The organism is Shewanella sp. 6_MG-2023, assembly GCF_030547195.1.
GTDB lineage: Bacteria > Pseudomonadota > Gammaproteobacteria > Enterobacterales > Shewanellaceae > Shewanella.
Genome location: NZ_JAUOQU010000005.1, coordinates 27,064 through 42,095, shown reverse-complemented (window position 1 = coordinate 42,095; position 15,032 = coordinate 27,064). Strand labels below are relative to the sequence as shown.

Here is a 15,032-nt window from a genome sequence, read left to right as displayed (position 1 = left end):
GTGTTACCTCATGTTTTTTATAACTATCACGAGGCAATGCAATGATACTTGAGCTAAGTCAAAAAAGATATATGTGAGCTAAGTGTAAACTTGATCTAGATCAATTTCCTAAAGATAATGTTATCAATATGAATCGAGAGGTTAAAAGTTGTGCAGTTTTTAACAAAATGGATTGTTGGCTCTTTTTTTATAGTGTTTTTAGGTGGATGTAATCCTCAATCAAACACTAAAACAGTAACATCTGATGTAATAGACAGCAGTTTGTGCCAATTTCAACAAGGGGTATGTAAGTTAAATGTTAACAGTGTCGACATTATGCTGATGATTAACCCCGTTTTCACACCAAGTGAAAAACCTTTGAGTATTGATTTACACTTTTCCGTCCCTGTCACTGATGTAAAAATGCGAATCGAAGGAAGAGACATGTTTATGGGGGTAATACCGGTAAATCTTACTGCAGAAAAAAACAGTAATCCTAACCACTATAAAGGTAGTGCTATTTACGGTTCCTGTAGTAGTAATTATATGGTTTGGCGCGCGCTAGTTAACTATTCAATTGACGGAAAGCCGCAATCAACATGGTTTGATTTTTTAGCTGACAATAAATAGTCAAAGATAAAGGCTGAATCTTATTGATAATCATTCTCAATTAGTTATAATAACCAAAAAATCAATTGAGAAAATAGTATGTCCCAATTAAACATTTCAATATCCATCGATAAACTTGCTAAGTTAATTCAATCAGGCCAATTGTGCGTTGCTGACTTTAGAAGTTTAGACACTCAAACAAAGCAACAGTTATGGCAATTATGTCTGCTCAGTTGTAAAGAACGGATACACTGCCAGCATCCTGCCGATAACCCTAACAACTTAATAGAAATGTTTTCTGAGTTAGGGTGATTTAAGCATTATGAAAACTAAAATCACCTTCTTTAAACCAAGTTAGTACTACCGACATAGTGAATGTCAAACTTCATTAGTAGATGACGAGTTGGTACCTCAAAACGTTAACAGTGCTTAACTACAGCTTGCATCAAACTTTCAAATCAAAGCCAATATTATTGATTAAGTCTAGGTTCAGTTACTGACAAGCTTTTAACGGGCCAATTAATTGTTAGTTTAGTTATTTGATGCCGCCATAATCATTTTATTACGAAGCCACTTATTAGCGGGCTCTTTATCGACATTCACATGCCAATATAAATGCACGTCAATGCCCGGCAATTCAACAGGCATCGGATAAATGTTGATATCAAACAATTCACTGTACATCTCAGCTGCTCTTCTAGGCAATGTGAGCAACATATCGTTATTGGTGATAATACGGCATGCCGAAAAAGGATGTTGGCAGCGTAATGATATTTTACGATGTAAGCCTAAGCGTGATAATTCAAAATCTTCAAGTCCTGGCCCTGTTGAGCGCGAAGACACTAAAACATGTTGAAGATGTAAATAAGTATCCAAATCTAAGCTGCTATTAATAGTAGGGTGCTCCTTGCGTGCCACCACCACCACTTGATCTAGTTCTAGTTGGGTATGCAAAATATTATTGCTAACAGGAATAAGTGCATCAATGGCTAAATCGATATCGCCACTGGCTAATTTATTTTCTAAATCACTACGCCTTACGCGTTTATTACTGCGTAGATTTATCGTCGGAGACTCTTTAGATAAACTTTGCTGTAGTGGCGGTAAATAGTAGGGTTCTAATGAACCATGCAATGACAGTGAAAAATTTTCACGGGAGGTTGACGGCTCAAACTGCCTTGATTGCACCAAACAAACCTGTAGCTGATGTAAGGCTTCACGCACATCCGCAATAACATTCTTTGCCACCGGCGTCGGTCTCATTTCATTACCTTGTCGCACAAATAAAGCATCATCAAAGTGAGCACGCAACTTACCTAAGGAATGACTGACTGCGGGTTGAGACAAATTCAGTACAGAAGCCGCCTTTGTTATATTTCCCTCACAATAAATTGCATCAAAAACCACAAACAAATTTAAATCTATTTTCATGCTGACACCATTGCATCCTTGCTAAAAATCTACACTGCTAACTTTAATCAAAAAAATTCAACCTACGCTGGTCAAAATTTATCAGCCTAACTATTTAAAATATAAATAGTAGGGTATAAGAACTATTCATTTGTTTAATCTAGGTTGCAACCTTAGCATAGTCAAGTCGATTTTAAACAGCCCGATTACAAAGGTAACTAAACCACCAGCAGTTGTTAGTCAATAAACGTGCAGGTGGTAATTAAAAGCTATAAACAAATTGAAGCATCAATAAACGTTTTTTGTTTCGCTGCTTAAAACCCAATATCACACTGAGTATTTATATGGCTGCAATATATTTGATAAGACATGGGCAAGCTTCTTTTGGAAGTGCTGATTACGATCAGCTGTCAAAAAAAGGTGAACAACAAGCACAGCTTCTTGGTGAATATTGGCGCGCAAGAGCCCAGCCAAGTAAGTTTTATTGTGGCGATCTGTTACGCCATGGGCAAACATTATCTGGATTTAATAAAGGTTATCAAACCAGCACAGTACCGATGATTATTCACTCGGGCTTTAATGAATTTGACCATGTTGATATTTTAAAAAAACACCACCCTCAATGGCAAAACTTCCCCAAGATGAGTGAAGATATCAATAAATTGCAGCACCCCAATAAAACCTTTCAAAAAGAATTTGCACTGGCGTTAGAACGCTGGATGTTCAGTGATAAACATGACGAATATAAAGAAAGCTGGCCGCAGTTCAAGTTACGCTGCATCCGTGCGCTACAAAATATAATAGATCAAGAGTTGGCCACTAAACGCCAGCTTAGTGCTAATGATGACAATGCAAAAAAATCAAAAGATATATTGGTATTTACTTCCGGCGGAACAATTTCAGTCATCATTCAACATATCCTTAAATTAACCAATAAAGAATTATTGATGATAAATCAGCAGGTTAGAAATACCAGTGTTACTAAATTATTATTTTCAGAACAGATGTTAAGTATCGATTATTTAAATAATTATAGTCATTTAGAGCAAGCAGGAGAAGACTGGGTAACCTTTAGATAACGCCGCATAAAACAACTTAAAAATAGATAGGGATTAAGCATGGCAGAGATCAACTTATTTGATTTAACAGGGAAAGTAGCATTAGTCACTGGCGCGAGTCGTGGTATTGGTGAAAGTATTGCGAAACTTTTAGGCCAGTACGGCGCGCATGTTATCGTTTCAAGTCGAAAACTTGATGCGTGTAATAAAGTGGTCGATGACATTGTTATCGCTGGCGGCAGTGCAGAGGCAATTGCATGTCATATTGGTGAGATGGAACAAATAGACTCGCTGTTTGCCGCTATTACACAAAAGCATGGCAAGTTAGATATTTTAGTGAACAATGCCGCCGCTAATCCATATTTCGGCCACATTATGGATACTGATTTAAGTGCCTTTCAAAAAACTGTCGACGTTAACATTCGTGGCTATTTCTTTATGTCTACCCAAGGCGCTAAATTGATGAAGCAAAGTGGCGGTGGATCTATTGTCAATGTGGCATCCGTTAATGGCGTTATCCCGGGTGATTATCAAGGTATATATTCGATAACCAAAGCTGCGGTAATTTCAATGACGCACGCTTTTGCCAAAGAATGTGCTCAGTTTAATATTCGAGTTAATGCGTTACTACCTGGCGGCACAGATACTAAATTTGCCTCGGCATTAGTCGACAACCCTAAAATCCTCAAACAAATGATGCATCACGTGCCAATGAAACGTGTGGCGCAGCCAGACGAAATGGCCGGCACAGTATTGTATCTCGTCTCTAACGCTTCTAGCTATACCACAGGCACCGCGATTAATGTGGATGGTGGCTATTTAATCGGTTAATTAACGAGATTATGGCAAAAGCCGTTATTAATAGCAGTCAATTCGCATCAAATAACTAAAAACAATAACCAATAAAAACCCGTGTTAGGAAAAAAATTATGAGCAGTCAAAACAGCACTATTTCTAACAACAGCACTCCGAATAACACCAATAATAGTATCGATAAACTATTTGAATCTTTCAGCAGCAAAAGTTTGTCATTAAAAAATAAAACCGTGATGGCACCAATGACACGTGCCTTTTCGCCAAACTATGTGCCTACTGCAGATGTTGCGGCTTACTATCGTCGCCGCGCAGAAGGTGATGTAGGTTTAATTATTACCGAAGGTACCTTTATTTCCCATAAAGCGGCTAACGGTTATGAAAACGTGCCCGCGATTTATGGAGAGAAGGCCCTTGCAGGATGGAAGCATGTGGTAGATGAAGTACACGCCGCTGGCGGAAAAATTGCCCCTCAGCTTTGGCATGTGGGGTCTGTCAGAAAATTAGGCATAGGTCCAGATAAAGAAGCGCCTGCCCATAGTCCGTCTGGTTTATACAAACCTGGCGCAGAAAATGGTGTCGCTATGACTCAGGCCGATATTGATGACGTTGTTGCTTCATTTGCCCAAGCAGCATTGGATGCGAAAAATATTGGATTTGATGCTATCGAAGTGCATGGGGCACATGGTTACTTAGTTGATCAGTTTTTCTGGGAAGGCACCAACCAACGCCATGATAAATATGGTGGCTCACTTGAAAATCGCACTCGTTTCGGTGTTGAGATTGTCAAAGCCATACGTGCAGCTGTAGGTGCAGACTTTACAATTATTTTCCGATTTTCTCAGTGGAAACAACAAGATTATAGCGCCAAGCTTTGCCAAACCCCTGAGGAATTAGAAACTTTCTTATGTTTACTCAGCAATGCCGGTGTCGATATATTCCACGCAAGTACCCGACGCTTTTGGGTTGCTGAGTTTAAAGGTTCAGATCTTAATTTAGCGGGCTGGACTAAAAAGCTTACCAATAAACCCGTTATTACAGTGGGTAATGTTGGTTTAGATGCTGACTTTATCGGTGAAGGTAACGCCGATCTTTCTGGCACATCTAACCCAACGGGTATTGATGAATTACTGATCCGTTTAAATAACGATGAGTTTGACTTAGTGGGTATTGGCCGCGCTTTACTCGTTGATCCGCAGTGGGTAAATAAGATTAAGTCCAATGCGATAGACGAGATTAAACCATTTAACAAAAAATCACTGATGTCGCTTAGTTGATTGTTAACTGACGACATGACCTGCGTACTGCACTGTTTGTAATGCAAAAAATGATGTTCAGATTGAAAGGGGAATAAAATGGATTTTGAATACAGTCCTAAAGTTCAGCAGCTAATGAAACGTGTCAGCAAATTTATGGATTTACATATTTTTCCTAACGAAGCAGCAATGCATAAACAAGTTGAACTTGAACCTTGGTCAACCCCTCCTTTAATGGAAGAGCTCAAGGCAATCGCAAAAGCGGAAGGCTTATGGAATTTATTTTTACCGGTTACCTATGGCAAATATAGTGCAGGGTTAACCAACCTTGAATATGCACCGCTGGCAGAGTTAATGGGCCGAGTCATGTGGGCGCCTGAAGTATTTAACTGCGCTGCACCTGACACTGGCAATATGGAAGTATTAGCTCGTTACGGTAACGAAGCCCAAAAGAAACAATGGTTAGAACCATTACTGGAAGGCAAAATTCGTTCAGCTTTTGCGATGACAGAGCCAGAAGTCGCTTCAAGTGATGCGACCAATATTGAATTACGTATAGAACGTGACGGTAATGAATATGTCATTAATGGCCGTAAATTCTATATCAGTGGCGCATGCCGCAAGCAATGTGAAATTATGATTGTGATGGGTAAAACGGATCCAAGAAATAGCAATCGCTACGTACAGCAGTCACAGGTGCTGGTACCAATGGATACCCCTGGTGTGACTTTAGTCAGGCCGATGAAGGTATTTGGTTTTGATGACTCGCCAGAAGGCCACGCTGAAGTCATGTTTGACAATGTCCGTGTACCTGTTGCAAACATTATTGTTGGTGAGGGCAAAGGTTTTGAAATCGCTCAAGGTCGCTTAGGCCCTGGGCGGATACATCATTGCATGCGCTCAGTTGGCATCGCCCAGCGGGCTTTAGATTTAATGTGTAAACGTGTCAGTGAACGCATTGTGTTTGGTCAGCCGATGATAAAACAACAATCGGTACGTGAAGATATTGCAAAGTCAGCCTGTCAGATTGAACAAGCGCGATTGATGACGTTAAAAGCAGCCCAAAAAATGGACACCGAAGGCAATAAAGCCGCTAAAGATTTAATCGCCATGATTAAAATTGTTGCCCCGAATATGTCCCTTGATGTCATCGACCGTGCAATCCAATGCCATGGGGCTGTGGGTGTTAGCCAAGATACATTTTTAGCTCATGCTTGGGCTGGGCAACGAACCTTACGTTTAGCTGATGGACCCGATCAGGTGCATATGATGCAACTGGGACGTGACTTAGTTAAGAAGGTAGCGAATTAACATCTGGCATCACCTGACTGTAATCAAAAGGGTGAAGTGGTTTTGATTCGCGACACTAAATTAAGTTAACTATTGACCCTAAGTGGTCTAAAAGAGAATTGCCCATGTTAGACGATAATTTAATAGACCTTAAACAATTAACTCAGTATCTAGAGCGCCATATTGCGGGTTTTAAGGGTCCCATTACGCTTGAAAAGTTTGCCGGTGGCCAGTCTAACCCGACGTTTAAATTGCAAGCGGCAACAGGTAACTATGTGCTGCGCAGGCAACCACCTGGCAAGTTGCTAAAGTCAGCCCATGCTGTGGATCGCGAATATAAAGTGATCAAAGCATTGCAAGATACTAAGGTGCCAGTCGCAAAGGTGTATCACTTATGTGAGGACCCAAACATCATCGGCTCGATGTTCTATGTGATGGAGTATTGCGATGGCACTGTGTATTGGAGTGCATCTTTATCTGATATAGCCACGAATGAGCAACGTACAGCAATGTATGATGAAATGAACAAAGTATTGGTAGCGCTGCATAGTGTTGATGTCGAGCAGGTAGGGTTAAGTGATTATGGTAAAGCAGGTAACTATTTTGAGCGTCAATTAGCCCGTTGGACTTCTCAATACCGCCAGACTGAAATTACCCCCATTAAAGCGATGAATGATCTAAGCCAATGGCTAGAAGCGAATTTACCTAATGATGACGGTCGAAGCTGTCTAGTCCATGGCGATTTTCGCCTAGACAATATGATGTTTGCCAAAGACTCAGCCAAGGTCATTGCACTGCTGGATTGGGAATTATCAACGTTAGGCCACCCGTATGCTGATTTAGCTTATCAATGTATGCAACTAAGAATGCCTGCAGGTATGGGTAGCATCGACGGATTGAAAGGTGTCGATCGTACTAGTTTAGGTATCCCTACCGAAGAGGAATATGTAGCCCGATATTGCCAAAGAATGGGTATCGAGCGCATTGAAAATTGGGTGTTTTATCTCGCATTTAGTTTCTTCAGGTTAGCCGCTATTGCTCAAGGCGTTGCTAAACGCGCATCCCAAGGCAATGCATCAAACGAAAATGCTAATAAAGTCGGCGCATTTGTCGAACCGTTAGCAAAAATGGCCCTACAAGTAATCGCCCAAAAATAACTTGCAGCTTTCACTGCTATAACCAAATAAACCACGAATTACAGGAGTTATCTCATGGATCCATTATTAGATTTTAGCGGTAAAGTCGCCATCATAACCGGGGCGGCACAAGGTTTTGGACAACTACTTGCCCAAGAACTAGCAAATCGTGGCGCTAAACTAGTGATCAGCGATATCAATGAAGCAGGTGTTCATAAAGTGGCAGATGATATTGCGGCAACAGGCGCAGAAATTCTAGCCATGAAATGCGATGTTTCAAAAAATGACCAGTGTAAATTAATGGTAGACACTGCCATGGAGGTATTTGGTCGTGTAGATATTGGAGTCAATAACGCCGGGGTTGCCCATGAGTTTATGCCGTTTCATCAGATAGATGAATCTATTATGGATAGCCAATTTGCGGTAAACGTTAAAGGTGTGCAATTTGGCATGCGTCATCAAATACAACAAATGCTGACCCAAGGAGAAGGGGTCATTCTTAATGTCAGTTCTATGGCGGGTATTGGCGGCGCGGCATTAGGCAGTGCTTATTCAATGGCAAAACATGCGGTTATTGGCTTAACCAAAACCGCTGCGGTTGAATATGGCCGCGCCAATATACGGGTTAATGCAATTTGCCCATTCTTTACGCTAACCCCTATGGTCACCAATTTTGCAGATGCTGAGCAGCAACAAAAAATGAGCCGCGGCGCACCTATGAAACGCCTCGGAGAGCCCAAAGAAATAGTCGCGGTGATGTTGATGATGCTATCGCCAGCAAATACCTATATGACAGGCCAATGTATCGCAGTAGATGGCGGAGTATCAGCCCTTTAAAAGGCAACTTTTAGCCAGAGTGAGTTAGTCACGCTTAGGGAATCACTGTTTTACAGGATTTACAGCGAGTTTTTGACCAATAAAGAGAACAAATTATGCCAGCTAGTTTAATGAATCAACGCGATCTTGAATTTATGCTTTATGAACTGTTTGATAGTGAGGCTTTGATTACTCGTGAGCGTTACCAAGATCATGATCGACAAACATTTAATGAAGTCGTTAATACCGCTAAAGCCATTGCAGAGAAGCATTTTCTTCCCATTCGCCAAAAGTTAGATACACATCAACCGACATTTGATGGCACTAAAGTGCATCTCATACCTGAATTAAAACCTGCTATTGATGCCGTCAATGAATCAGGTATTGCTGCAGCCACCGCAGATTACGATGTCGGTGGAATGCAACTGCCGCCAATTGTCGCCAGTGCAGCTGGCGCTTATCTTAGTGTGGCTGGGGGCGTAGGTATGGGTTACCACATGCTAACAACGGCAAACGCCAATTTACTTGAAGCCCACGGCAGTGATGAACTGATTGAAACCTGGGTTAAACCAATGCGTGAAGGTCGCTTCATGGGTACCATGGCGATGACTGAACCGGGAAGTGGCTCTGGTTTAGGGGATTTAACCACCAAAGCGATTAAAGCTGAAGATGGCAGTTATCGCATAACGGGTAATAAAATATTTATTTCGGGCGGTGATCACGATCTCAGTGAAAATATCGTCCATTTGGTGCTTGCCCGTCTCCGTGGCGCACCGCAAGGGGTAAAAGGTATTTCACTTTTTGTCGTCCCTAAATTTTTATTAAATGAAGACGGCACAATCGGTAACGATAATGAAGTGGCATTGGCAGGATTATTTCATAAAATGGGCGGCCGGGCGCAAACCTCAACGGCGCTGAGTTTTGGTGAAAAAAATGGTTCAATAGGTTACTTGGTGGGTGAAGAACATTGCGGTTTGAAATACATGTTTCACATGATGAATGAAGCCCGCATCATGGTCGGCATGAGTGGCGCTGTACTTGCTGTCGCCGGTTATCAGTACTCAGTTGATTATGCCAAAAACCGTCCACAAGGTCGTTTACCTTCTTGTAAAGACCCGTTATCCCCTATGGTCAATATTATTGAGCATGCAGATGTAAAACGTATGCTATTAGCGCAAAAGGCCATTGCAGAAGGTGCTTTATCATTAGTGTTATACGGCACCCAATTAAGTGATGACGAGAAAACAGCGCCAACCATAGAGCAACGACAATATGCTCACACGCTATTAGACTTTTTAACCCCCATCATTAAAACCTGGCCATCTGAATATGGGCCTAAAGCCAACTCGTATGCGATTCAGGTAATGGGAGGCCATGGTTATATTAATGAGCATCCTGTGGAAATGTTCTATCGTGATAACCGTCTTAATCCGATACACGAAGGCACAACAGGCATTCAATCATTAGATTTAATGACCCGCAAAGTGCCTATGAACAAGATGCAGGGTTATATAGCAACATTGGACGAAATAACTAAAACCATTGCTGTAGCAAAAAAACACCCAAATTTAAAAGTGTTTTCGAGTCAGTTAAGTGATGCAGTAAGGTTATTAAAAATTACTACTGACTCAGTATTAACGGCAATGTCGACTGAAAATATAGACTTAGCATTAGCCAACTCAGTTAAATATCTGGAATTGTTTGGCCACATTATTATTGCATGGCTATGGTTAAAACAAGCGATAGTAGCCACAGAAGCACTCAGTAAAAAGCCGCATCAAGCAGATGAAAACTTTTATCAAGGTAAGCTGCAGGCTCAGCAATATTTTTATCGATTTGAACTACCGAAAATTGAGCACTGGTCAACCATTTTGTTAACCTCTGACAGTACAAGTTTTGATATGCAACCTGATTGGTTTTAAAGGTTGTATTGTGTATCTGGTGATTTTGAAGCTTAACTTATAAATTAATTTATAACCCCCTCAAAAGCATGATTGATTTTATCAGTCATGCTTTTTTATTATCAGGGTAAATTTTCATTCAATTTATCTTTTTAACTTCCACATCTACTATTCGCTACGGGAATGTAAAGGTATCAAATCTATTCATTTGTGTAATTTTATTGGCCACATTAGCATGAGTTAATGCTTGATTTTTATTCATTAATTAAATGTGACAAGGGAATGACAACATAATGCCAACAGTAATTAATAGAGAAGACATTGCAAAGTATATTGGCTTTCAAGCTGAGGCTACTGATTGGCATACCATTACTCAAGAGCAAATAAACCAATTTGCAGATTGCACGCTCGATCATCAGTTTATCCATGTTGATGAACAAAAAGCCAAATCGACACAGTTCGGCTGCACCATTGCTCATGGTTTTTTATCTTTGTCTATGCTGTCTCATTTTGCCGAAGACTTCAGCGTCATCATCGATGGTTTTTATATGGGCTTAAATGCAGGTTTCGATAAAGTGCGATTTTTACAACCTGTAACGGTTAACAGTCGTGTTCGTGCTTTTGCAAAAACCTTATCTATTGAACAGAAAAAACCAGGACAATTTAGATTATCTACCGAAGTAACAATAGAAATAGAAGGCTGTGATACACCAGCGCTGGTTGCTCAATGGATTTCAGTACAAATGGTTAAATAAAGACTTTTCTGGAACCACAATAACAAGAAAGAAATATAACAATTAGGAAATCATTATGACGATGAGTTTTGACGGAAAAGTGGCAATAGTTACTGGCGCTGGAAATGGTTTAGGGCGTTCTCACGCATTAGAGTTAGCTAAAAGAGGCGCTAAAGTGGTGGTTAACGATTTAGGCGGTGCTCGAGATGGCAGCGGCTCTTCAAGTGCAGCCTCTCAAGAAGTGGTTAGATTGATTGAGACTATGGGCGGAGAAGCCATAAGTCATGGTGCTAATGTGGCTAATTTTAACGAAGTGGAAGACATGGTGCAGCAGGCCATGGCGAAGTGGGGGCGGGTTGATATTCTTATCAACAATGCTGGTATCTTACGCGATAAATCATTTTCTAAAATGCTCCTAGATGACTTCAAGTTAGTGATGGATGTCCACGTTATGGGATCAGTGAACTGCACTAAAGCGGTTTGGGAAATCATGAAACAGCAAAATTATGGCCGTATTGTGATGACCACATCCTCAAGTGGCATGTACGGTAACTTTGGCCAGTCAAATTATGGCGCGGCGAAAATGGCGGTGTTAGGTTTGATGAATACCTTAGTACTTGAAGGCGCTAAAAATAACATTCGAATTAATGCCTTAGCGCCTACTGCAGGTACACGAATGACGGAAGATTTAATGCCAGAAGAAATTGTAAAAGCATTCGCACCTGAGGCGGTAACTGCTGGGATGCTAACCTTATGTGATGATGAAGCGCCTAATCGATTCATTTTATGTGCCGGAGCTGGCGGGTATTCTAGCGCAAGCATCTTTGAAACGGACGGGTGCTTTTTACCTCAATCTTCACAAACCCCAGAACAAGTCCGTGCTCATTGGGATGAGTTAACGGCGCAAGAAAGCCAAACAGAACTCACTTCAGGCGCCAAGCAAGGTGAGAAATTTGTTATGAAAGCAATGGCGTTTATGCAATCTCAGCACTAATTCTTAAACTAATAATTTTACATACAATCATAATAAATTTAGCGACTCAGTTTTGTTTGCTTTATACCGAACCTAACAATATAAAAACTAAAATAATTAAAATAAGAGAGGGGATTTATGAGAGAAGCCGTCATAGTTTCAGCTGCACGTTCACCGATAGGCAAAGCTTATCGGGGCGCTTTTAACGATCTTTCTGCGCCGACTTTAGCAGCTGCTACGGTCACAGCCGCCATAGAACGAGCTGGAATTGAGCCAAGTGATATTGATGACTGCATCTTTGGCGTGGTGTTAACTCAGGGCAATCAAGGAATGAATTTTGGCCGTCAGGTTGCCATGGCGGCTAATTTACCCGTTTCAGTTCCCGGAATGACAATTGATCGTCAATGTTCTTCAGGCTTAATGTCGATTTCAATCGCGGCCAACCAAATTGTCTGTGATGGTTCGCAAATCGTTGTCGCAGGGGGCTGTGAATCACTGAGTTTAGTGCAAAACGATAAAATAAATAGCTACAGGGTAGTTGATCCAAACGTAAAAGCTTATCGCCCCGCCATTTATATGCCGATGCTTGATACTGCTGAAGTAGTCGCAAAGCGTTATAACATTTCTAGAGAACAACAAGACCACTACGCTTTATTATCACAACAACGTACTGCAGCAGCGCAAGCGGCTGGAAAGTTTGATGATGAGATAGTGCCAGTAACTTGCACTAAATTAGTCATGGATAAAGAAACAGGAGGGGTTACACCGCAACAGGTAACCTTAACTAAAGATGAAGGCAATCGTCCATCAACCAATTTAGCGGGTTTATCGGGTTTAAAAGTCGTTAAAGACAATGGCTCCATAACTGGCGGTAACGCATCACAGTTATCAGATGGCGCTGCTGCAGTGGTTGTTATGGAGCGTGAACTCGCCAAAGAGCGAGGTCTTGAACCATTAGGGGTTTATCGCGGTTCAGTGGTGACAGGCTGTGAACCCGATGAAATGGGTATTGGTCCTATTTATGCCATTCCTAAATTACTCGAGCGTCACGGCTTAACCATGGATGACATCGGTTTGTGGGAAATAAACGAAGCTTTTGCTGTTCAAGTGTTGTATTGCGCAGAATACTTAAATATTCCAGAAGATCGGTTAAACGTTAATGGTGGTGCAATTTCTATCGGCCACCCGTATGGTATGAGTGGCACTCGAATGGTAATGCATGCATTAATTGAAGGTAAGCGTCGTGGGGTTAAATACGTAGTCATAAGTATGTGTATTGGTGGCGGACAAGGTGCAGCGGGCTTGTTTGAAGTGCTTTAAGGTTTAACAATAATAAATAAGAGGCAAGTATTATGGAAAAGATTTGGCTTGAAAAAAGTTATCCACCTGGGGTTGAATTTGAGATTGATCCAGATAAATACAGTTCATTAGCTGAGTTGTTTTTTAAATATACCAAGTTATATAAAGACAACACCGCCTTCGTTAATATGGATGTTGATATTAGCTATGCAGAACTTGAGCAACAGGCTACTGATTTTGCGGCCTATCTACAACAAGAGCTAGGGCTAGTAAAAGGTGATAAATTTGCCATTATGATCCCTAATTTATTGCAATATCCCATAGCCCTGTTTGGTGCGCTGATAGCTGGGCTTACTGTCGTCAATGTTAACCCGCTTTATACTCCTCGGGAACTTGAGCATCAACTCAAGGATTCTGGCGCCAAAGCTATTCTCATTCTCGAAAACTTTGCCAATGTACTACAAGCCGTTATTGATAAGACCGCTGTAGAACAAGTGATTATCACTGCTGTAGGTGACCGCTTAGGAACAATTAAAGGTGCTTTAATTAATACCGCGCTAAGACATGTAAAAAAACAAGTCCCAGAATATAACTTACCTCAAGCAATAAAATTTAATAAAGCCTTAGCTTTAGGCAGTAAATTATCTTTTACTCCAGTTGAAATTGTCGGTGCTGATTTAGCTTTTTTACAATACACCGGCGGCACGACAGGCCCATCAAAAGGGGCTATGTTAACCCACCGTAATATGGTGGCAAATATAGAGCAATCTAAAGCTGTAACTAAGAATGTTTATGAAATAGGTAAAGAAATCATGATTACGGCTTTGCCGCTTTATCATATCTTTGCACTTACATCGAACTGCCTAGCCTTTATGCCTTTTGGTGGTAAAAATATTCTAATCACCAATCCACGTGATATGGACGGCTTTGTTAAAGAGTTAGCTAAATATCCTTTTACTGCTATTACAGGGGTGAATACCTTATTCAATGGCTTATTACATACCCCAGGTTTTGACAAACTAGATTTTAGTTCTCTTAAAATGGGCTTTGGTGGCGGTATGTCAGTCCAACGGCCCGTCGCAGAACTGTGGGAAAAAGTAACTAAGACTCGCTTATTAGAAGGTTATGGATTAACAGAATGCGCCCCATTAGTCACCATGAGCCCATATAACCAACAAAGTTATAACGGTTCCATTGGCGTGCCAGCCTCGTCAACGGATATCCGCTTAGTAGGCCCCGATGGTGAAGACGTTGCCAATGGTGAGCCCGGTGAAATGTGGGTTAAAGGCCCACAAGTGATGAAGGGTTATCATAATCGCCAAGATGCTACTGATGAAATCCTTATCGATGGCTGGTTAGCAACCGGCGATATTGCCACCATGGATGAAAATGGCTTTTTTACCATTGTTGACCGTAAAAAGGACATGATTATTGTCTCCGGCTTTAACGTTTTCCCTAACGAAATTGAAGAAGTACTCGTTAGCCATGAAGGCATATTAGAAGCCGCTGCTGTTGCAGCGCCAAGTGATGCATCTGGAGAAATGGTCAAAGTGTTTGTGGTTAGAAAAGATCCTGATTTAGACGAAGCCGCGGTATATGAGCACTGCACTGAATTACTGACTAATTATAAGCGCCCTAAAGAAGTCACCTTCTTAGATGAATTACCTAAAAGTAATGTCGGTAAAGTACTTAGAAAAGAGCTTCGTTCTTAGTCAATAACCTAATAGTAAGATTGCATTTGAATTTAACGTTCTAAAT

At 41.0% G+C, this 15,032-nt stretch carries 14 protein-coding genes; 13 read left to right on the top strand and 1 reads right to left on the bottom strand.

Going from position 1 to position 15,032, the window contains the following annotated elements; translation table 11 throughout:
* The first annotated feature begins 150 nt into the window (after nucleotides 1-150).
* Together Q4533_RS04475 and Q4533_RS04470 are read left to right on the top strand one after the other, a co-directional pair.
* The gene (locus Q4533_RS04475; protein WP_102476786.1) at nucleotides 151-609 is read left to right on the top strand and encodes a hypothetical protein; all 459 of its coding nucleotides are present in this window, start codon (nucleotides 151-153) and stop codon (nucleotides 607-609) included.
* 78 nt (nucleotides 610-687) lie between these two features.
* Entirely contained in the window at nucleotides 688-900 is a 213-nt protein-coding gene (locus tag Q4533_RS04470; RefSeq protein WP_102439466.1) for a hypothetical protein, read from the top strand.
* Between the two features lie 219 nt (nucleotides 901-1,119).
* Here Q4533_RS04470 and Q4533_RS04465 read toward each other — a convergent pair whose 3' ends face one another.
* Nucleotides 1,120-2,019 (bottom strand): LysR family transcriptional regulator, encoded by a 900-nt coding sequence (locus tag Q4533_RS04465; protein WP_102520578.1) that lies wholly within the window; start codon nucleotides 2,017-2,019, stop codon nucleotides 1,120-1,122.
* A 323-nt stretch (nucleotides 2,020-2,342) separates the two neighbouring features.
* On the opposite strand from Q4533_RS04465, the gene Q4533_RS04460 reads away from it, so the two are divergent.
* The 11 genes from Q4533_RS04460 to Q4533_RS04410 all read left to right on the top strand — a co-directional run bounded on the left by Q4533_RS04460 (nucleotide 2,343) and on the right by Q4533_RS04410 (nucleotide 14,986).
* Nucleotides 2,343-3,077, top strand: a complete 735-nt coding sequence (locus Q4533_RS04460; protein ID WP_102439464.1) for a histidine phosphatase family protein — start codon at nucleotides 2,343-2,345, stop codon at nucleotides 3,075-3,077.
* A 39-nt stretch (nucleotides 3,078-3,116) separates the two neighbouring features.
* Nucleotides 3,117-3,887: an SDR family oxidoreductase gene (locus Q4533_RS04455; RefSeq protein WP_102439463.1), complete on the top strand. Its 771-nt coding sequence runs from the start codon at nucleotides 3,117-3,119 to the stop codon at nucleotides 3,885-3,887.
* A 98-nt stretch (nucleotides 3,888-3,985) separates the two neighbouring features.
* Entirely contained in the window at nucleotides 3,986-5,146 is a 1,161-nt protein-coding gene (locus Q4533_RS04450) for an NADH:flavin oxidoreductase (RefSeq protein ID WP_303502087.1), read from the top strand.
* A gap of 78 nt (nucleotides 5,147-5,224) precedes the next feature.
* Nucleotides 5,225-6,436, top strand: a complete 1,212-nt coding sequence (locus tag Q4533_RS04445) for an acyl-CoA dehydrogenase family protein (protein ID WP_303502085.1) — start codon at nucleotides 5,225-5,227, stop codon at nucleotides 6,434-6,436.
* 104 nt (nucleotides 6,437-6,540) lie between these two features.
* Nucleotides 6,541-7,572, top strand: a complete 1,032-nt coding sequence (locus Q4533_RS04440; RefSeq protein ID WP_102439461.1) for a phosphotransferase family protein — start codon at nucleotides 6,541-6,543, stop codon at nucleotides 7,570-7,572.
* 54 nt (nucleotides 7,573-7,626) lie between these two features.
* On the top strand, nucleotides 7,627-8,388 hold the full coding sequence (locus Q4533_RS04435) for an SDR family NAD(P)-dependent oxidoreductase (RefSeq protein WP_102476789.1): 762 nt from the start codon (nucleotides 7,627-7,629) through the stop codon (nucleotides 8,386-8,388).
* Between the two features lie 95 nt (nucleotides 8,389-8,483).
* Entirely contained in the window at nucleotides 8,484-10,289 is a 1,806-nt protein-coding gene (locus tag Q4533_RS04430) for an acyl-CoA dehydrogenase (protein WP_303502083.1), read from the top strand.
* Between the two features lie 272 nt (nucleotides 10,290-10,561).
* The gene (locus Q4533_RS04425) at nucleotides 10,562-11,023 is read left to right on the top strand and encodes a MaoC family dehydratase (RefSeq protein ID WP_303502080.1); all 462 of its coding nucleotides are present in this window, start codon (nucleotides 10,562-10,564) and stop codon (nucleotides 11,021-11,023) included.
* A gap of 55 nt (nucleotides 11,024-11,078) precedes the next feature.
* Nucleotides 11,079-11,996: an SDR family NAD(P)-dependent oxidoreductase gene (locus Q4533_RS04420; protein ID WP_303502079.1), complete on the top strand. Its 918-nt coding sequence runs from the start codon at nucleotides 11,079-11,081 to the stop codon at nucleotides 11,994-11,996.
* Between the two features lie 117 nt (nucleotides 11,997-12,113).
* Nucleotides 12,114-13,295, top strand: a complete 1,182-nt coding sequence (locus Q4533_RS04415; protein ID WP_303414113.1) for an acetyl-CoA C-acyltransferase — start codon at nucleotides 12,114-12,116, stop codon at nucleotides 13,293-13,295.
* 32 nt (nucleotides 13,296-13,327) lie between these two features.
* Nucleotides 13,328-14,986 (top strand): AMP-binding protein, encoded by a 1,659-nt coding sequence (locus Q4533_RS04410; protein ID WP_303502076.1) that lies wholly within the window; start codon nucleotides 13,328-13,330, stop codon nucleotides 14,984-14,986.
* The last annotated feature ends 46 nt before the right edge of the window (nucleotides 14,987-15,032 follow it).